Origin of the sequence: Limnohabitans sp. Bal53, from assembly GCF_003063355.1 — a bacterium.
Classification (GTDB): domain Bacteria; phylum Pseudomonadota; class Gammaproteobacteria; order Burkholderiales; family Burkholderiaceae_C; genus Limnohabitans_A.
Window position 1 is genome coordinate 263992 of sequence record NZ_NESH01000003.1, and the last position, 18903, is coordinate 282894.

The following is an 18903-nucleotide window of genomic DNA, read 5'->3' on the forward strand; positions in this document are numbered from 1 at the left end:
ATGCCCTCGCACAGGGCAGCGTTCGCAAGCCAGCGTTGACAAATACCCGATTGATTTTTTGACAAGGAGGACAGCCACATGACACCAGCATCCATTTCGCAACGTTCCACCTCTTCACGCCGTGCCTGGGTGCTGAGCGCAGCCTTGGCCTGTGTGGGCGCCACCGGCTGGGCACAGGCTCAAACACAGCCGCCCATCAAAATTTTGGTGGGTGCCCCCGCAGGCGGCACCACCGACACCATGGCCCGCACACTGGCCACGGTTTTGGGCACGCAACTGGGCCGCACGGTGGTGGTCGAGAACAAACCCGGCGCGGGCGGCAACCTGGCGGCTGACGCCGTGGCCAAGGCCGCGCCCGATGGCAACACGTTGCTCATGAGCTTCACCAGCCATGCCATCAATGCCTCTCTTTATCCCAAATTGCCGTTTGACCCGGTGAAAGACTTCACGCCGCTGACCATGGTGTCGACTTCGCCGTCGATCCTGGTGGCGCACCCCAAAGTGCCTGCCAGCAACGTCAAGGAATTGATCACGTTGGCCAAGTCCAAACCGGGGCAGCTCAACTTTGCGATTGGCGCTTTGGGCTCGTCCCTGCACATGGCGGGTGACGCCTTCAAGATGCAGTCGGGCGTGTACATCGTCAACATCCCTTACCGGGGCACAGCGCCTGCGGTGCAGGACGTGCTGGCCGGGCAAGTCGAGTTGATGTTCGCCGCCATTGGCAACGTGCAAACACACATCAAGGCAGGCAAGCTCAAGGCCCTAGGCGTGACCAGCGCCAAGCGCCTGCCCGCATTTCCGGATGTGCCCACCATTAACGATAGCTTGCCCGGTTACGAGTCGAGCGCGTGGTTTGGATTGTTCGGCCCGGGACGCATGAGCCCTGAACTGAGCAAGCGCCTGTCGGATGCGGCACGCGCGGCGGTGTTGTCGCCTGATGTCAAGCGCCGCATCGAAAGCGAAGGGGCCACGGCGGTGGGCAACAGCCCAGAAGAATTTGCACGATTTGTGGACAGCGAAATCGTGCGTTGGCGCGCGGTGGTGCAGTACGCGGGAGCCAAAGCCGAATGAGCACAAGCCCTTCACGGCCACAAACATTGGCCCAAAAGCTCATCGCACGCGCAGCAGGGCGCAGCCATGTGGCCGTGGGTGAGGTGGTCACCTGTAATGTGGACCTGGCCATGTTCCACGACTCATCGGGCCCACGCCGCTTGAAACCCATGCTCGACGAATTAGGTGCCGAGATTTGGGACAAAAAAAAGGTGGTGCTGGTGCTCGACCACTACGTGCCCGCGCAAGACGCGGACGCGCAGCAGATCGTGCAAATCGCGCGCGACACGGCCAAACAATGGAAGCTGCCGCATGTGATCGACAGCGAGGGCATTTGCCATGTGGTGCTGCCCGAACGCGGCCACTTGAAGCCCGGCATGTTTTGTGTGGGCGGAGACTCCCATTCGCCCACAGGCGGCGCGTTTGGCTGCTACATGTTCGGCATCGGTGCAACCGAGATGCTGGGCGTTTGCGTCACGGGACAAATTTGGGTACAGGTGCCGCGCACCTTGCGCATGCATTGGTCAGGCCGTTTGCAGGCGGGGGTGTCGGCCAAGGACATGATGCTGCACATGGTGGGGCGTTTTGGCATGAACGGTGGCCAGTACCAGGCGGTGGAGTTTGCTGGGCCTGCGGTGCAAGCCTTGTCCATGGCCGAGCGTATGACGCTGTCCAACATGAGCGCCGAGATGGGGGCGCAAGCGGGCCTGATCGCTGCGGACGAGACCACCTTGAGTCATCTGCGTGGCATTGGCGTGGCACCCGAACATTTGGCCGGGGCCGAGCAATGGTTCACCGACACGGATGCTGACTACGAGCAGCAGGATTTTGACGCCAGCACCCTCAGCCCCCAAGTGGCTGCGCCGCACAGCCCGGCCAACACGCGGGATGTGGCCGAGTTTGCCGATGTGCTGCCCAACATTGCCTACATTGGCGCTTGCACCGGTGCGAAGCTCGAAGACCTGCGGGCTGCGGCTTCGGTGCTCCAAGGTCAGCGGGTCGCCGCAGGTGTGCAGCTCATGGTCGCACCCGCCAGCGCCCGCGAACAAGCGCAGGCCACACAAGAAGGTGTGATGCAAACCCTGCTGGACGCCGGGGCCACGGTGCTGCCCAACAGCTGCGGCGCATGCGCGGGCTACGGCGCGACTTTCCCTGAAGGCTCCACCGTGATCTCCACCACCGCCCGCAACTTCAAAGGCCGCATGGGCCCCGCCAGCGTGAACGTGTATTTGGCCTCGCCCTACACCGTGGCAGCCTCTGCCTTGCGCGGGCGCATCAGCGATGCACGCGAGGTGCTGGCATGACGAAGCGCGCATTTCAAAACGCACGGGTTTGGCGTTTGGGTGTCGATGTGGACACCGATGCCCTGGCCCCCGGCGCTTACATGAAGCATGGCCTGGAAGTGATCGGCTGGCATTGCCTGGAGGCGGTGCGCAGTGACTTCGCATCCGGTGTGCGTGAGGGCGATGTGATCGTGGCCGGGGCCAACTTTGGCATCGGGTCATCTCGCGAGCAGGCGGCTGGTGTGCTGAGGCACTTGGGGCTGGCGGCGGTCATTGCACCGTCCTACAGCGGCCTGTATTTCCGCAATGCCTTCAATCTGGGTTTGTTGCTTTTGACCTGCCCAGACGCCAACCAAATCGAAGAGGGCGAGCGTGTGGGCGTGACGTTTGAAGGCGACATCCCGGTGGTGATTCGCGCCAACGGCCAGCGCTTGGCTTGCGCCCCGATTCCAGAATTTTTGATGGACATGGTCGATGCAGGGGGCTTGCTGCCCTTACTCAAACAAAGAAAGCCCGCATGAACCCGATTGAAGCTGTGATGGATCCTGTCATGGACCCCGTGACCTTGGCCGTGCTGCGCGGCCGCTTGGAGCAAATCGCCGACGAGATGGACGCGACGCTGTACCGCAGCGCCTTCAACCCCATCATTGCCGAGGCGCATGACGCGTGCCACGGCCTGTACGACGCCCTCACCGGCGACACCCTGATCCAGGGCAAGTCGGGTTTGCCGGTGTTTGTGGGGGCCATGGCGTTTGCGGTGCGCGCGGCCATGCGTGTGGCGGCCGAGCGCGGCGGCATGCAGCCGGGCGATGTGTGGTTGTTCAACGACCCGTATGAAGGCGGGACGCACGCCAACGACTTCAAGCTGGTCAAACCCTGCTTTCGCAATGGGCAGCTGTATTGCTTCCTCGCATCGGCCGCGCACTGGCATGACGTGGGGGGCGCGGTGCCGGGCAACTACAACCCAGCGGCGACCGAATGCTGGCAAGAAGCGGTGCAGATCCCGCCAGTGCGCATCTTGCGCGGCGGTGTGCTCGACGACGACGTGTTGGCCATCTTGCGCGCCAACACCCGCTTGCCCGACAGCCTGTGGGGCGACCTGAACGGCCAGCTGGCCGCGCTCGAACTGGGCGCACGCCGTTTGGACGGCTTGCTGGACGAATACGGCGATGCCAAAGTGGCCCAGGCCCTGGTGGAGCTGCGCACGCGCGCCGTGCGCTTGATGCGCTCGCACATCGCCAGCCTGCCCGACGGCCGCTACAGCTTTGAAGACGTGCTGGACAACGACGGCGTGAAAGACGAGCTGCTCACCATTGCGCTCGACATGACGGTGGCCGGTGACCGGTTGACACTCGACTTTTCTCGCACCTCGGCGCAATGCGCCGGGCCGGTGAACATCTCGCGTGCCACGGCGGTGGCCGCTTGTTATGTGGCTTTGAAGCATGTCTTCCCCGATGTGCCGGCCAACGCGGGCGTGCTGGATGCGGTGGACTTTGTGATCCCCGATGGCCTGGTCATCAGCGCCTCGCGGCCACGTCCGGTGGGTGGTTACACCGAAACCATTTTGCGCATGATCGACGTGATCTTCAGTGCCACGGCCTTGGCCGATCCGCAGCGGGCCGTGGCCCATGCCTACGGCACCATCAACGCCTTGTCGATCGCGGGCCACCGCACGGATGACAAACGCAAGGGCCAGCGCTGGGTGATGTTCAGCTTTTTTGGCGGCGGGCATGGCGGCCATTCCGATGGCGACGGTTTGTCGCACGGCAACGCGCCGATCTCCACCGCCACCATCCCGCCCATGGAAATCCTGGAAGCGGCCTATCCGGTGCGCTTCACGCAGTGGGCCTTGCGCCCCGGCTCGGGCGGCGATGGCCAGCACCGGGGTGGCTTGGGGGCAATTTACGAGATCGAGTTGCTCGAAGACAGTGCTGAGGCCTTCATTTTTGGCGAGCGCGGCAAGTCGGCACCCAAAGGCATCCACGGCGGCCAGCCCGCATTGCCCAATGTGTTCGAGTACTGCCAGAACGGCGAGTGGAAAACCCCGCCCATGGTCTCCAAGATGCTGGGCATTCACCTCAAAAAAGGCGACCGCGTGCGCCTGCAAACCCCAGGTGGCGGGGGCTGGGGATCGCCCGCTGAGCGCTCGGCACAAGACCGTGCCAAGGACAGCGCACTCGGTTACACCAAGGAACAAGCATGAGCGAGGCAGCAGTGAATCAGCCGCATTGGGTGGTGGGAGTGGACGTGGGCGGTACGTTTACCGACCTGTTTGTGCTGGATGAAAAAACCGGCCAGGCCCGTATTGTCAAAGTGCCCTCAACCCGGGGCGAAGAAGCCCGGGGCTTCATGAACGGCATCGCCAAAGTCACGGGCACCACTGGCGCTGAAGGTGCCAAAGACATTGCCACCATCGTGCACGGCACCACGGTGGGCACCAACGCCTTGCTGGAACGCAAGATCGCCCGCACCGGCATCATCACCACACGGGGTTTTCGCGATGTGTTGGAGATGCGCCGCCGCGACCGTCCACAAACTTGGGGCCTGCGCGGCAGCTACACCCCGGTGGTGCCGCGTGCCTGGCGTCTGGAAGTGGACGAGCGTGTACTGGCCGATGGGCAGTTGCACACGCCTGTGAATTTGGACCAGGTGCGCGAACAAGCGCGTGCCCTGCTGGCCGAAGGCTGCGAGGCCGTGTGTGTGTTCTTTGTGCACGCCTATGCCAACCCCGGCAACGAACAAGCCGCTGTGGCGGCCGTGCGCGATATTTGGCCCAACAGCTATGTGACGGCGGCCAGCGAAGTGCTGCCCGAGATTCGTGAATTCGAGCGTTGCTCCACGGCGACCCTCAACGCCGCTTTGCAGCCCGTGGTCGGCAGCTATTTGCAGCGCCTCGATGGTGACTTGCGCGCCCAGGGTTTTGGCGGTGAGTTGCTGATTGTGCAAAGCAATGGCGGCGTGATGTCGCGCCAGACGGCTTGTGATGTGCCGGTGCGCACCGCGCTGTCTGGCCCGGCGGCAGGCGTCATGGCTTGCGCCGAGATTGCGCGTGCTTCGGGTTTTGAGAACGTCATCACGGGTGACATCGGCGGCACTTCGTTTGACGTGTCGCTGGTGGCCGGGGGCGAAGCGGCGCTGGCCGCGCAAACGTCCATCGAGTTTGGTTTGGTGGTGCGCTCGCCCATGATCCAGATCGAGACCATCGGCGCCGGTGGCGGCTCGATCGCCTCGGTCGATGCAGGCGGCATGCTGCAAGTGGGCCCCGAGTCGGCGGGCAGCATTCCCGGTCCGGCCTGCTACGGGCGCGGCAACACCCGCCCCACCGTGACCGATGCCAATGTGCTCTTGGGTCGCATCGCGGCCGACCGGCCTTTGGGTGGCGGCCTGCTGCAAAAGTTGGATTCGGGCCTGTCCGAACAAGCCATTGCCCAGCATGTGGCCGAGCCTTTGGGTTTGACGGCGCTGGCTGCGGCCGAAGCGATTTTGACCGTGGCCAATGCCCGCATGGCCGGCGCGATCCGTGTGGTGTCGATCGAGCGTGGCCACGACCCGCGACAGTTCGCCTACATGCCGTTTGGCGGCGGCGGCGGCTTGCATGTGTGCGCCATGATGCGCGAGGTGGGCGTGACCACCGGCATCGTGCCGCGTTACCCGGGCGTCACGTCGGCGCTGGGTTGCGTGATGGCCGACATGCGCCACGACGCGGTGCAAACCTTGAACGTGGCCTTGGCCGACGTGGCTTGGCCGGAGTTGCTGCAGCGCGTGGATGGCCTGGCCGAGGCTTGCCAGGTGCGCCTCGATTCAGCCGGTGTGAACTTCGTGCGCGTGGACGAGGTCATCAGCTTTGACATGCTCTACATGGGCCAGACCCACACGCTGCAAGTGCCCGTCAAGCGCGAGCAATTGAATGCGGCAGGTGTGCTCGCCGCGTTTGAAGCGGCTTACCAGCACGCCTTTGGCCGTGTGCTGCAAGGCCCGGTGATCCGCGTGATGAACCTGCGTTATGCCCGCATCGGGCGGCGTCCCAAGTTCGACCTGGCGGTGCTGGCGCCGCAAGGCGAAGGCCGCACCGCCCCGGTGGGCGAGCAGCCCGTGTACCACCAAGGCCAGTGGTGGACGGCGCAGCGCTATGAGCGCTTGAGCCTGCCCGTGGGCACCGTGGTGCAAGGCCCGGCGATTTTGGAGCAGCCCGACACGACCGTGTGGCTGGAACCCGGCTTTGAAGGTCGGGTCGACAAACTCGGCAACCTCTTGGTGGAGCGCACCGCATGAACCTGAAGACAGCCAAACTGGGCATGGTCATTGTGGACCTGCAAAACGATTTTTTGGCCCCCGATGGTGCGTATGCCCGGGGCAACACACTGAGCGCTGAGGCGGTGAAGCTGCCCGAGCGCATGGCCCCTGTGGCACGTGCCATCAAAGCCCATGGCGGCTTGGTCACGGCCAGTTTGTTCACCCTGTGGCCCAACGCGCAGGGCGAGCCCATGATCTCTGCGCACCTGAAAGAGCGCCGCCCGTTTTTGCGCCAAGGTGACTTTGCACCGGGCAGCCGAGGCCAGGCCAATGTGGACTTGCTCGCGCCGTTGGTCGATGTGTCAGTGTTCAAGGTGGCGTATTCGGCCTTCTTCAACACACAGCTCGACTGGGTGCTCAAAAAATCGGGCATCGACACCCTGGTGGTGTGCGGCATCGTCACCAACGGCGGCGTGGCCAGCACGGTGCGCGATGCGCATGTGCGCGACTACCACGCCATTGTGTTGTCGGACGGTTGCGCCGCCTTCAGTGAAGCCGCGCACCAGGCTGCGCTGGCCGACATGGGTTCGGTCGCTGAGGTCATGGACAGCGCCACCTTTTTGAAACAACTGGGCTGACACCATGAGCGCGCCACTGCCGCTGGTTTGCCCTGCCCACGCATTGCAAGCCGAGGACCACACGCCGGTGGTCATCGTGGGCGCTGGCGCTTGTGGCCTCACGGCCGCGCTGGCCTTGACCCGCTTGGGCGTGGATTGTGTCGTGCTGGAGCGCGATGCCTTTGCCGCAGGCTCCACGGCCTTGTCGTCGGGTTTCATTCCGGCACCTGGCACGCAGGCGCAGCAGGCCCAGGGCATCACCGACAGTGTGGACTTGTTCGCCGCCGACATTCAGGCAAAAGCCCATGGCCTGGCCGCGCCGGACCTGGTGCAGGCCTATGCCCAGCACATCGGCCCGGCGCTCGACGCCTTGGCGATTCACCACGGCCTGCCCTGGCAGGTGCTGGACAACTTTTTGTACCCCGGCCACAGCGCCCACCGCATGCACGCCGTCCCCGAGAAAACCGGCGCGGGTTTGATGAGCCGCCTGCAAGCCGCAGCCGATGCCGCCGGTGTGGTGGTCCTCACGCAGGCGCAGGTGAACGAGCTCTGGGCCGACGACGGGCAGCGCATTCGCGGTGTGGGTTTTGTGCGGCCCGATGGCCAGACCGAGCGCATCCGCTGCGATGCGGTGATCTTGGCTTGTAACGGTTTTGGCGGGGCGGCGGCCATGGTGAAACAGATGCTGCCCGAGATGGCCGAGGCCACTTATGCGGGCCATGTGGGTAACGATGGCAGCGCCATCGCATGGGGCCAACAACTGGGTGCCCGCTTGGCCGACCTGGGCGCGTACCAAGGCCACGGCTCCTGGGCGGTGCCACAAGGCGCTTTGATCTCCTGGGCGCTGATGATGGAAGGCGGTGTGCAGATCAACGCACAAGGCCAGCGTTTTCACGACGAAACCCAGGGCTATTCCGAAGCGGCGGTCCATGTGCTGGCACAACCCGGTGGTGTGGCGTGGAATGTGTTTGACGATCCACTGCTGGCCTTTGCACAAGACTTTCCGGATTTTGTGACGGCGCAGGGCGCCGGCGCGGTGCAACACGCCACCGATGTGGCAGCGCTGGCGCAACTGATCGGGTGCCTACCCGAAGACTTGCAAGCCACTTTGAACGCAGTGCAGACGGGCACCGACCCGGCCACGGGCCGCCGCTTCAAACGCGCACTGCAAGCACCGTTTCACGCCATCAAAGTCACCGGCGCTTTGTTCCACACCCAAGGCGGCCTGGACATCGACGCCCAAGCCCGTGTGCTGCGGCAAGATGGCACGCCCTTGCCCAACCTGCTGGCCGCCGGCGGCGCAGCGCGGGGTGTGTCGGGGCAAGCGGTCTGGGGCTATTTGTCGGGCAATGGCTTGCTCAGCGCCATCGCGGGTGGACACATTGCGGCGCACACCGCACAACAATTTTTGAAGGACTCGGCACCATGAGCCACCTGCACAATTTGGCACAGCGCCTGCAACAACCTCAGGCCTTGCTCGCGCCCGGCGTGTACGACGCGCTCACCGCCTTGGTCGCCCAGCAAGCCGGTTTTGAGGCGGTGTACCTGTCGGGCGCATCCATCGCCTACACCCGCCTCGGCCGCTCCGACATTGGCCTGACCACCGCCACCGAAGTGGCGCAGACCCTGGCCCACATCACCGACAGGGTGAATATTCCCGTGATCGTGGACGCCGACACCGGCTTTGGCAATGCGCTCAACACCCAGCGCACCGTGCGCGACTTTGAGCGGGCCGGGGCCGCCATGATCCAGATCGAAGACCAGACTTTCCCCAAACGCTGTGGCCACCTGGACGGCAAAGGCGTGGTGCCGGTGGCCGAGATGCAGGGCAAGCTGCGTGCAGCCTTGGACGCACGAAACGACAAGAACACGCTGATCCTGGCGCGCACCGATGCGGTGGCGGTCGAGGGGCTGGACGCCGCACTGGAGCGGGCAGAACGCTATTTGGAATGTGGCGTCGATGCCTTGTTCATCGAAGCCCTGCGCTCGGACGAGCAGATGAGCCGGGCTTGTGCGCAATTCGCCCAGCGTGTGCCGCTCCTGGCCAACATGGTCGAAGGCGGCAAGACGCCGGTGCAAAGCGCGGCCGAGTTGGGCGAGCGTGGTTTCAAGATCGTGATTTTTCCGGGGGGCACGGCGCGGGCGGTGCTGCACACGCTGCAAGGCTATTACGCCAGTTTGCATGCGCGACAGACGACCAGCCCTTGGCAAGACAGAATGCTGGACTTTGATGGACTCAATGCCGTCATTGAAACCCCTCAGTTGCTGGCGCTGGGTCAGGGGTATGAACATGGAATCAAATCATGAGCCACACCCCCTTGACGCTGCCCCAGCGACCTTACCGTCGCATTGCCACCGAAGAGGCGTTTTCGCCACCTGAGATGCTGGAGATCTACAAACGGATTCTGGCCAAAGACGATGTGGATGTGGGTTTCAAACACCTGATGGGTTTTTACATGAGCAGCCCCAGTGAGCGGGCGCAGCACATCATGCGTTGTTTGGTGGATTTGGATGAATTGCGCCTGCAACACATGGACGCAGCCGGCCTGGACGTGCAGGTGATTGGTTTGACATCGCCTGGCGTGCAGATCATGGACAAGGACACGGCCGTGGCCTTTGCGCCAGAAGCCAACGATGTGTTGGCCGCCGCCACGCGTCGCTACCCGGATCGCTTGGTGGGCATGATCGCGGTGGCGCCGCAGGATCCGGCCGCTGCGGCCAAAGAAATCCAGCGCGGTGTGAACCAACTGGGCATGCACTCGGTCGTGATCAACTCTCACACCCAGGGCGAGTACCTGTCAGACACCAAGTTTTGGCCCATTTTTGAAGCGGCCGAGGCGATGGACACGCCGATTTATTTGCACCCCAATGCCATGCCCAACAGCATGATCCAGCACTTCATTGAAGCTGGGCTGGATGGCGCCATTTATGGTTTTGGCGTGGAGACAGGTTTGCACGCGCTGCGTTTGATCACCTCTGGTGTGTTTGACCGTTTTCCCAAGTTGCAAATCATTCTGGGTCACATGGGTGAGGCCTTGCCGTTTTGGGCCTACCGACTCGATTACATGCATGCGGCCACTGTGAAGTCCAAGCGCTACCCGAGTGTTCAGCCGACCCTGCGCAAACCCAGTGATTACCTGCGTGAAAATTTCCACATCACCAACAGCGGTGTGGCGTGGGGCGCCGCGCTGAAGTTCACACAAGACTTCATGGGGCCTGACCGCGTGCTGTATGCCATGGACTACCCCTACCAATATGTGCCAGAAGAAGTGGCGATGCTGGAAAACTTGGACATGGCCCCACAGGTGCGCAAGGCGTTCTTTCAAGACAATGCAGAGCGCTTGTTCAAAATTCCATCTGCCCAAGCACCGGTTCAAATTTAAAAAAATTCCCATCAAACCACCGAGGAGACCACCGCATGATCACCATTCGCCGCCGTCAAATTCTGGCACTCACTGCCGCCCTCATGACCTCGGTCAGTGGTGTGGCCTTGGCATAAAGTGCTTATCCCAGCCAGGCCCTCAAAATCATCGTGCCGTTCACGCCGGGTACGGGCATGGACACCATTGCACGGGTTGTTGCTCCGCGTTTGAGCGAACGACTGGGGCAACCTGTGGTGGTGCAAAACCAGCCCGGTGCCAGCGGCAAAATCGGTGCCGACACCGTGGCCAAATCAGCACCCGACGGTTACACCGTCTTGATGGGGGCCAACACCATGTTGATGGCATCGCAAATGTACAAGAACGTGGCTTTTGACCCCGTCAAGGATTTCGCGCCCGTGTCCATGGCAGCCTATGGTTCCTTGATGTTGGTGGCGCATCCGAAAACCGGCATCAAATCTTTGCCAGATTTGGTCAAGCAGGCCAAGGCCAAGCCTGGATCGATCAGCTTTGGTTCACCAGGGGTGGGCACACCGCACCACATGGCCATGGAGCTGTTCAAGCTGGAGTCCAACACTTTCATGCTGCATGTGCCTTACCGTGGCTCGGCCGGCTACACCCAGGACCTGTTGGGTGGTGAACTCAATGTGGGTTTCCTGCCCGTGCACATCGCACAGGGTTTCGTCAAAAACGGCCGGTTGAATGCACTGGCGCTGGGCAGCACCAAGCGCCACTCGGTTGCACCCGATGTGCCGACTTTTGATGAAGTGGGTGTCAAAGGTGTCGATGTTGATCTTTGGTACGCATTTTTTGCACCCAGCAAGACGCCTGCGGCCGTGGTCACACGTCTGAACACAGAAATGGCCGCCATCTTGCGTCAAACCGAAGTGCAGGAAATTTTGGGCAAGGCTGGCATGGTCGCTTCGGCCTCCACGCCCAACGAATTGACCGCCATCGTGGCCAGAGACTATCCACGATGGGGCAATGTGATCCGCTCTAAACAAATTTCAGCCGACTAAGGCGGGTGTGGAGGTTGACAGCATGAGTGATTCAATCAGTCCCATCGCCATCGTGGGTGGGGGCGTCGGAGGCTTGGCTTTGGCCTTGCACCTGCACCAAAGAGGTGTGGCGTGTGAGGTGTTCGAGGCCGTCCCCGAAGTCCGTGAATTGGGGGTGGGCATCACCTTGCTACCGCACGCCATGCGCGAGTTGGCTGCGCTTGGTTTGCAGTCTGCGATTGAAGCGGCCGGCATTGAAAATTACGAAAGTGCATTTTTCAACCGCCATGGCCAATTTATCTACAGCGAGCTGAGGGGGCGTCATGCCGGGTATTCGGTGCCCGAAATTGGCATTCACCGCGGCAAGCTGCACAAGATCTTGTTTGACGCGGCTGTGCAACGTTTGGGCGCCTCGCGCATCCATACCGGTCATCGCTTTGTGAGCGTGACGCAAGGTGAACACCAGGTGGCGATCCAGTTCAATGACCCGTCTGGACAAGCCAGGCCCGTGGTGCACAGCCGGGTGTTGATCGCGGCCGACGGCGTCAATTCGGCTGTGCGCAGGATTTTTTACCCTGATGAGCAAGTCGTTTACACCGGCATCCGTACTTGGCGCGGCGTGACCCATTTTGATCCGATCTTGACGGGCAAAACCTATATGCGCATTGGCTCGATTGAAACCGGCAAGATGGTGATTTACCCCATCGTGGACAAGGTGGACGATCGTGGGCGTCAGTTGGTCAATTGGATGGCTGAAATACGGATGGAGGGCCTGACCCAAAATGACTGGAATCGCCAAGGCCGGGTGGATGATGTCCTGCCCTTGTTCAAGGACTGGACTTTTGATTGGTTGAATGTGACTGAGCTGATCGCCAACGCGGAGTCGATTTTGGAATACCCCATGGTGGACAAGGACCCGATTCCTCAGTGGACCTTTGGCCGCGTCACGCTGTTGGGCGATGCAGCTCACCCGATGTATCCCCGAGGCTCCAATGGGTCTGCTCAGGCGCTGGTGGATGCCCGAACCCTGGCCGACGAATTGGCGGCTTCGGCAGCAGCAGGCACCGACCCGGTGCATGCGCTGGTGCGCTACGAGGCGGTGCGCCGGCCCATCACCTCGCAGGTGGTGTTGACCAACCGCAGCACGCCGCCGGACTTCATCAACATCAAGGTCGATGAATTGACCGGGGGCCAACCATTTCGCCACATCGACGATGTGATCAGCCAGGACGAGCTGCGCAAGATCTCCGACGACTACAAAAAGATCGCGGGCTTTTCGCTTCAGGCAATGAAAACCCCGGATTGACCGGGGCAGCCCTTTGGGCAACGTTGGCCTGCAAGGGCTAGCGTGCGCTCAGGCTTTGTTCAAACGTTCGTTTTGCGGGAACATGAACTTCTTGGCGTCCGCGTCCATCTCGGTCTTGAAGGTGTACTTTGTCTTGAAAGCCTCGGCGCGCTGGGCTGCAGGACGTGCGTTGACCAAGTCGAGCACACGTTTGATGTGGGGGTATTGCGTCCAAGTGGCGTCGCCCGTGCCCAGCACGTAGGGCAACATGCGGGCCCAGCCCCACAGGGCCATGTCCACCACGCTGTACGCATCACCCAGCATGTAGGTGTTGTTCGACAAGTGCTTTTCCAACACGGTCCAGTGGCGGTGGGCTTCAAAGTCGTAGCGGTTCAGGGCGTAGTCTTTGGGCTCGGGCGCGGCATGGCGAAAGTGCACCGATTGGCCAGAAAAAGGGCCCACACCGCTGGCGATGAAGAGCAACCAAGACAGCGCTGCGCCACGCTCTTTGGCTTGTGCCATGCTGGGCATGAATTTTTGCTCACGGTCGGCCAGGTACAACAAGATGGCGTTGCTGTCGAACACGGTCACGTCGCCGTCGGTGATGGCGGGCACTTTGGCGTTGGGGTTGACGGCCAGAAACTCGGGCGCAAATTGTTCACCTTTGCGCGTATCCACCGGCACCGCTTCAAAAGGCAGGCCCAGCTCTTCGAGCAGCAGGGCGATCTTCATGGGGTTGGGGGCAGCGTTAAAGAAAAATTTGAGCATGGGATGGTCCCGTCCAAAGGGTTAAAACAAATAAAAGGCAGATCAAGTGTCGCCCAAGCCAGATCCCTGAACCGGGTCAGGGGTCATGTGCGCGACTCTGAAACCAAGCCTCATTGCAAGCGGGTCTTCAACTGGCCAACAAAATCTGGTCGATCCAAGCCTGAATCGCAGGCCCGTCCATGCCGTGCGCGAGGCCCAACAACATGACAATGCGCACCTTGTGCGGCGGCAAGGGGCCGGCCGTAAGGATGCCATGCTGGGCATCGGCGTACACGCTGGCCCGCGTCACGCTGCCAGTGATGAAGCGGGCGCAGCGGGCCACCAGCACACCTTGAGCGGGCAAAGACTGAATGAAAGTGCGGTAGGCCGTAGGCGTGTTGGCGTTGCCCAAACCCGCGTGCACAATGCCCCGCGCTCCAGCGGCCACAAAGGCACGCATCGCGGTCTCGTCCACCCCGGCATAAGCCACGGCAATGTCCACCCGGGGCCAAGCTTTGGGCGTTTGCCAAGCCACGGTGGGTGCACGCCCTGCGGCGCGGAACCACTGCACGGCTTGGTCGGCCACCTCACCCACGGCACCGGCCAATGGGCTGTCAAAGGCCTCCACACTGCTCACATGGCGTTTGCCCACCCACAGGCCCGAGTGGATGCGGCCGTTCATGACCACCAGCGTGCCGCGCCCTCGCGCTGCAGGGCAGGCGGCCACGCTGCAGGCGTCCAGCAAGTTGGCAGGGCCATCGGCCGAATAGGCCGTGGCCGGGCGCATGGCCCCCACCACCACGATGGGTTTGTCGCTGTCCACGCTCAGGTGCAAAAAGGTGGCGGTTTCTTCCAGCGTGTCGGTGCCGTGTGTGACCACAATGCCCGCCACAGCGGGGTTTTTCACGGCCTGCATCACGGCGGCGTGCAAGTCGAGCCAGTGCTCGGGCCGCACGTCGTAGCTGGCCAGTTGCATGGGCTGAGTGACCTCGATGTCGTAACGCGCACGCAGCTCGGGCACCGTATCGACCACGGCGGCCAGGCTCAGGCTGGCGGGTTTGTAGTCGGTGCTGACCGATGCGGCGCTGGCTGCGCCTGCGATGGTGCCACCGGTGCCGATCAGGGCCAAAAGTGGTTTTGTCATGGTTCAAGTCTCCGAAAAAATCATCTCAACACGGCCCAGCGGTCCGTAATCGGCGCTGGCGCTGTCGCCCGGCTGCAACTCCAGCGGCACCATGCAGGTGCCCGTGGTCACCACATGGCCCTTTTCCAAGGTGATGCCCAGGCTCGACAGTTGGTTGGCGATCCAGGTCAGGGCAATACGAGGGTCGCCCAGCACGTTGCCGCCCGTGCCGTCGCGGGTGTACTTCAGTAGCTGGCCGTGTTGGACCTGGGCCTGCACCGGGTAAGTGCTCAGGTCCAGTTCGCGCCAGACATCGGGTGCGGCTGGGCCCAGCACAAAGTGGCGGGCACAGGCGTTGTCGGCCAAAAGTTGCGCCTCGCCCGCTGCGGTAAAGGGCTCGAGCCGCGAGTCGGGCACTTCCAGGGCCGGGTGCAAGCTGGCCACAGAGGCCATGACTTGTTGCTGGGTATACGGTGCGGCTTGTGGCGGCAGGTCTTGCGCCATCACAAAAGCAAATTCCGGCTCGGCCACGCGCATGCGGTTGCCGGCGGACGGCACGGCGGCGCCGCTTTCCAACACTTGGCCCAACAACAAGCGACCGGCCAGCGGCCCGCTCACGTTGATGTGGGCTTGGCCGTTGGCGCTGGTGGCGGCGATTTTCCAGCCCACCACCTGGCGGCCGGACACCACAGGCAGTTGGGCTTGGGCGGCGTAGCCTTGTGAGGCAGTCGTGGGCCGGCAGGCTTCGGGCAGCGCGCTCAAGACTTGGCCCGATAGCCAATGCGCCCAGATCACTTGGGCGGCTTGCTGGGCGCTGGTCTGGCCGGACGAGGGCTGGGATGAGGCGGGGGATGTGCTTGACGGTGTCATCTGCCGATTGTTACGCCAACTGACCCGGTTGCCACAGAATTTTGTGTATAATTTCGGGCTTGACGGCACAGTCAAAAAGTTCAGGTGATATAGCTCAGTTGGTTAGAGCGCAGCATTCATAATGCTGATGTCGGTGGTTCAAATCCACCTATCACCACCAAATTCAAAAGCCCGCAGTTTCACGACTGCGGGCTTTTTGGTTTTTGTCCCTTGTCTAGTTTCGCCAAGCCCCCAGCCCTGCCAGACCTTCCCCCCTCGGGTATCGTCAGGGCATGAACAATCAGTCTTGGATGCATGGTTTGAAGCTGGGTGCGCGCCAGTTGTGGCGTGACCTGCGCGCGGGTGAGTTGCGCTTGTTGATGGTGTCGGTGGCGTTGGCCGTGGCGGCCTTGACGGCGGTGGGTTTTCTGGCCGACCGCATGCAGTCGGGCCTGTGGCGTGATGCGCGCCAGCTGCTGGGGGGTGACGCGGTGGTGGTGAGCGACCAGCGCACGCCCGATGCCTTTGTGCAAAAGGCCCAAGAGGCCGGTTTGCAGAGCAACACCAACGTGAGTTTCCCAACCATGGCGCGGGCGATGAACGCGCCGGATGCCGTCTCCCCACCTGACACGCCAGCCGCTACCCCGCCCGCTACCCGCCTTGTGGCCCTCAAAGCTGTGGAGCCCGGTTACCCCTTGCGCGGTCGTCTGGAGATAGCGGGCCTCAACGCGCCCAGCATTCCACCTGAGGGCGAGGTCTGGGTCGATGCAGCTTTGCTCGAAGCCCTGAATGTGCAGGTGGGCCAGATGCTGGGCTTGGGCGAGCGCAGTTTGCGCATTGGCGCCACCATCACCCGCGAGCCAGACCGGGGCGCGGGCTTCATGGCTTTTGCGCCACGCGTGATGATGAACATGGCCGATTTGGCTTCGACGGGCCTGGTGCAGCCCGCCAGCCGGGTGAGCTGGCGCATGGCGGTGGCCGGCAGTGATGCGGCCGTGGGCCAGTTTTTGCCTTGGGCGCGTGCTGAGGTGGACAAGCCTGAGGTGCGGGGTGTGAAAGTCGAGTCGCTGGACAGCGGTCGCCCAGAGATGCGCCAAACCCTGGACCGTGCCTCGCAGTTCTTGAACTTGGTGGCCTTGTTGGCCGCCTTGTTGTGCGCCGTGGCCGTGGCCTTGGCGGCGCGCAGTTTTGCCGAGCGGCAGCTCGACGCTTGTGCTTTGCTGTGTGTTTTGGGGCAAAGCCAGCGCACACTCACTTTGAGTTACGGCTTGGAATTTCTGGGAGCCGGCCTGGTGGCCAGTGTGCTGGGGGTGCTGGCCGGTTATGGCGTGCACCTGGGTTTTGTGCAGTTGCTGGTGGGTCTGGTCGATGCCAATTTGCCCGGCGCCACGCTGCAGCCCGCGCTGATGGGTCTGGCCATGGGCTTAACACTGCTCGTGGCCTTTGGCCTGCCGCCCGTGTTGCAGCTGGCCAAAGTGCCACCGCTGCGCGTGATCCGCCGGGACTTGGGCGGTGTGCAGGTGCGCTCGGGTCTGGTGCTGGTGATGGGCCTGCTCGGCTTTGCCGTCACTTTGCTCATGGTCAGCCGCAACCTGACACTGGGCCTGATCACGGTGGGTGGTTTTGCGGTGGCGCTTTTGGTGTTTGCTGGTTTGGCGGCGGCGGCTTTGTGGGTGCTGCGCCGGGCGGTGCCCGACGAGTCGGCCCCGCGCTGGCTGCGCCTGGCCACGCGGCAGGTGGCGGCGCGGCCGGTGTTCGCCGTGGTGCAGGTCAGTGCTTTGTCGGTGGGTTTGTTGGCGTTGGCTTTGCTGGTCTTGCTGCGCACCGACCTGATCGCGAGCTGGCGACAGGCCACGCCGGTGAATGCGCCCGACCGCTTTATCATCAACGTGCAGCCCGACCAAGCCGAGGCCTTTTTGTCCCACCTGAACAAAGCAGGCGTGCAGTCGCCCGATTGGTTCCCCATGATCCGTGGCCGTTTGGTGGCCATCAATGGCCGCGTTTTGGGTGCGGACGACATGGAAGCCGACCGGGGCAAGCGCTTTTTGGACCGCGAAATCAACCTCTCGCACAGCGCCGTTTTGCCGGACCACAACCCCTTGGTGGCCGGGCGTTGGTTGGCCGAAGAGGCCGATGGCGTGAGTGTGGAAGAGGGCATTGCCAAAGACTTGGGCCTCAAGCTGGGTGACCGATTGGGCTTTGACATTGCAGGGCAACCGCACGAGGCGCAGGTCACCTCTTTGCGCAAGGTGGATTGGGCGTCGATGCGGGCCAACTTCTTCATGCTGTTCCCGGTCTCGCAAATGCCCGATTTGCCCATGACCTACATGGCCGCTTTCCGCTCGCCCGAGGGCGTGCCGGGTTTTGAAAACGCCATGGTCAACGCCTTCCCCAACATCACCAGCGTGGACATGCGCAGCACCTTGGCGCAGGTGCAGCGGGTCATGGACCAAGTGATCCGGGCGGTGGAGTTTTTGTTTGCCTTCACCTTGGCTGCGGGCCTGATGGTGTTGCTGGCCGCAGTGGGTGCGAGCCGCCAGGCGCGTGAGCGCGAATACGCCATCATGCGGGCGCTGGGTGCAGGCCGCAGCTTGCTGGCGCAGGTGCAGCGCACTGAGCTGCTGGGCATCGGCTGGCTGGCGGGCTTCATGGCCAGCGCCATGGCGTTGGTGGTGGGCTGGGCGTTGGCCCGTTATGCCTTCGAGTTCGCCTGGCAGCCGCCTTTGTGGGCCCCTTTGGCCGGAGGCCTTGCCGGAGCTTTGTTGGCTTGGGGTGCGGGCAGCCTGAGCCTGGCTGGTGTGTTGCGCCAGCCGGTGGTGCAGACTTTGCGCCAATCGGCGCAGTGATGTTGCAGAGTCAGGCCCTTTGCCACACGTCACTTGCAACACGTCACAATGGATTGCTATGAACATCGAAGACAAGCCCCCGTTTGATACGCCCTTTGCCTGGATCGGTGGCGAAGCGGTGGTGCGCGCCCTGGCCGATCGCTTTTATGACCTGATGGACATGGAGTCCGGCTACAAGGCGCTGCGCGACGCGCACGGCAGCAGCCTGGACGGCGCCCGTGACAAGTTGTTTTGGTTCTTGTGCGGCTGGCTGGGCGGGCCTGAGCATTACACCGAGCGCTTTGGCCACCCCCGGTTGCGCATGCGCCACATGCCGTTTTCGATTGGTGTACTCGAGCGTGACCAGTGGCTGGCCTGCATGGACCAGGCCATGACCGAATTGGGTGTGGACCCGGTGCTGCGTGAGCGGCTCAACGCCAGCTTCTTCAAGACCGCCGACTGGATGCGCAACCGAGGCGTTTGATGCGCGGTTGTTGTGAGCTTGAATTCACC

At 62.7% G+C, this 18903-nt stretch carries 16 protein-coding genes and 1 tRNA gene; 14 read left to right on the plus strand and 3 right to left on the minus strand.

The window, feature by feature from the left end; genetic code table 11:
* The first annotated feature begins 78 nt into the window (after positions 1-78).
* The 11 genes from B9Z50_RS10870 to B9Z50_RS10920 all read left to right on the plus strand — a co-directional run bounded on the left by B9Z50_RS10870 (position 79) and on the right by B9Z50_RS10920 (position 12867).
* Entirely contained in the window at positions 79-1071 is a 993-nt protein-coding gene (locus B9Z50_RS10870) for a tripartite tricarboxylate transporter substrate binding protein (RefSeq protein WP_108364205.1), read from the plus strand.
* Positions 1068-2354 (plus strand): 3-isopropylmalate dehydratase large subunit, encoded by a 1287-nt coding sequence (locus B9Z50_RS10875; RefSeq protein WP_108364408.1) that lies wholly within the window; start codon positions 1068-1070, stop codon positions 2352-2354. The genes B9Z50_RS10870 and B9Z50_RS10875 overlap by 4 nt, the downstream gene beginning before the upstream one ends.
* Positions 2351-2854: a 3-isopropylmalate dehydratase gene (locus B9Z50_RS10880; protein ID WP_108364207.1), complete on the plus strand. Its 504-nt coding sequence runs from the start codon at positions 2351-2353 to the stop codon at positions 2852-2854. Before B9Z50_RS10875 ends, B9Z50_RS10880 begins: the two co-directional genes overlap by 4 nt.
* Before the next feature lie 17 nt (positions 2855-2871).
* Positions 2872-4536, plus strand: a complete 1665-nt coding sequence (locus B9Z50_RS10885; RefSeq protein ID WP_108364410.1) for a hydantoinase B/oxoprolinase family protein — start codon at positions 2872-2874, stop codon at positions 4534-4536.
* A complete protein-coding gene (locus tag B9Z50_RS10890; protein ID WP_108364209.1) occupies positions 4533-6605 on the plus strand; it encodes a hydantoinase/oxoprolinase family protein in 2073 nt (690 codons plus the stop codon). Before B9Z50_RS10885 ends, B9Z50_RS10890 begins: the two co-directional genes overlap by 4 nt.
* Positions 6602-7204, plus strand: coding sequence for a cysteine hydrolase family protein (locus B9Z50_RS10895; RefSeq protein WP_108364211.1), 603 nt, complete (start codon positions 6602-6604; stop codon positions 7202-7204). The genes B9Z50_RS10890 and B9Z50_RS10895 overlap by 4 nt, the downstream gene beginning before the upstream one ends.
* 4 nt (positions 7205-7208) lie before the next feature.
* A complete protein-coding gene (locus tag B9Z50_RS10900) occupies positions 7209-8612 on the plus strand; it encodes an FAD-dependent oxidoreductase (RefSeq protein ID WP_108364213.1) in 1404 nt (467 codons plus the stop codon).
* Positions 8609-9490, plus strand: coding sequence for an oxaloacetate decarboxylase (locus B9Z50_RS10905; RefSeq protein ID WP_108364215.1), 882 nt, complete (start codon positions 8609-8611; stop codon positions 9488-9490). Before B9Z50_RS10900 ends, B9Z50_RS10905 begins: the two co-directional genes overlap by 4 nt.
* Positions 9487-10566: an amidohydrolase family protein gene (locus tag B9Z50_RS10910; protein ID WP_108364217.1), complete on the plus strand. Its 1080-nt coding sequence runs from the start codon at positions 9487-9489 to the stop codon at positions 10564-10566. Before B9Z50_RS10905 ends, B9Z50_RS10910 begins: the two co-directional genes overlap by 4 nt.
* A 173-nt stretch (positions 10567-10739) precedes the next feature.
* Positions 10740-11582, plus strand: coding sequence for a tripartite tricarboxylate transporter substrate binding protein (locus B9Z50_RS10915; protein ID WP_108364218.1), 843 nt, complete (start codon positions 10740-10742; stop codon positions 11580-11582).
* Between the two features lie 22 nt (positions 11583-11604).
* Entirely contained in the window at positions 11605-12867 is a 1263-nt protein-coding gene (locus B9Z50_RS10920; RefSeq protein WP_108364220.1) for a flavin-dependent oxidoreductase, read from the plus strand.
* A gap of 48 nt (positions 12868-12915) precedes the next feature.
* On the opposite strand, the gene B9Z50_RS10925 is transcribed toward B9Z50_RS10920, so the two are convergent.
* The 3 genes from B9Z50_RS10925 to B9Z50_RS10935 form a co-directional block, all read right to left on the minus strand.
* The gene (locus tag B9Z50_RS10925) at positions 12916-13614 is read right to left on the minus strand and encodes a glutathione S-transferase family protein (RefSeq protein WP_108364222.1); all 699 of its coding nucleotides are present in this window, start codon (positions 13612-13614) and stop codon (positions 12916-12918) included.
* 127 nt (positions 13615-13741) lie between these two features.
* Complete coding sequence (locus tag B9Z50_RS10930; RefSeq protein ID WP_108364224.1) at positions 13742-14737, minus strand: asparaginase; 996 nt, start codon at positions 14735-14737, stop codon at positions 13742-13744.
* A gap of 3 nt (positions 14738-14740) precedes the next feature.
* Positions 14741-15586: a 2-keto-4-pentenoate hydratase gene (locus B9Z50_RS10935; RefSeq protein ID WP_108364226.1), complete on the minus strand. Its 846-nt coding sequence runs from the start codon at positions 15584-15586 to the stop codon at positions 14741-14743.
* 83 nt (positions 15587-15669) lie between these two features.
* Here B9Z50_RS10935 and B9Z50_RS10940 point away from each other — a divergent pair.
* From B9Z50_RS10940 to B9Z50_RS10950, 3 genes are all read left to right on the plus strand, one after another.
* A tRNA-Met gene (locus tag B9Z50_RS10940) sits at positions 15670-15746 on the plus strand.
* 112 nt (positions 15747-15858) lie between these two features.
* The gene (locus B9Z50_RS10945; RefSeq protein WP_108364228.1) at positions 15859-18411 is read left to right on the plus strand and encodes an ABC transporter permease; all 2553 of its coding nucleotides are present in this window, start codon (positions 15859-15861) and stop codon (positions 18409-18411) included.
* Between the two features lie 58 nt (positions 18412-18469).
* Positions 18470-18874, plus strand: a complete 405-nt coding sequence (locus B9Z50_RS10950) for a group II truncated hemoglobin (RefSeq protein WP_108364230.1) — start codon at positions 18470-18472, stop codon at positions 18872-18874.
* Positions 18875-18903 lie beyond the last annotated feature (29 nt).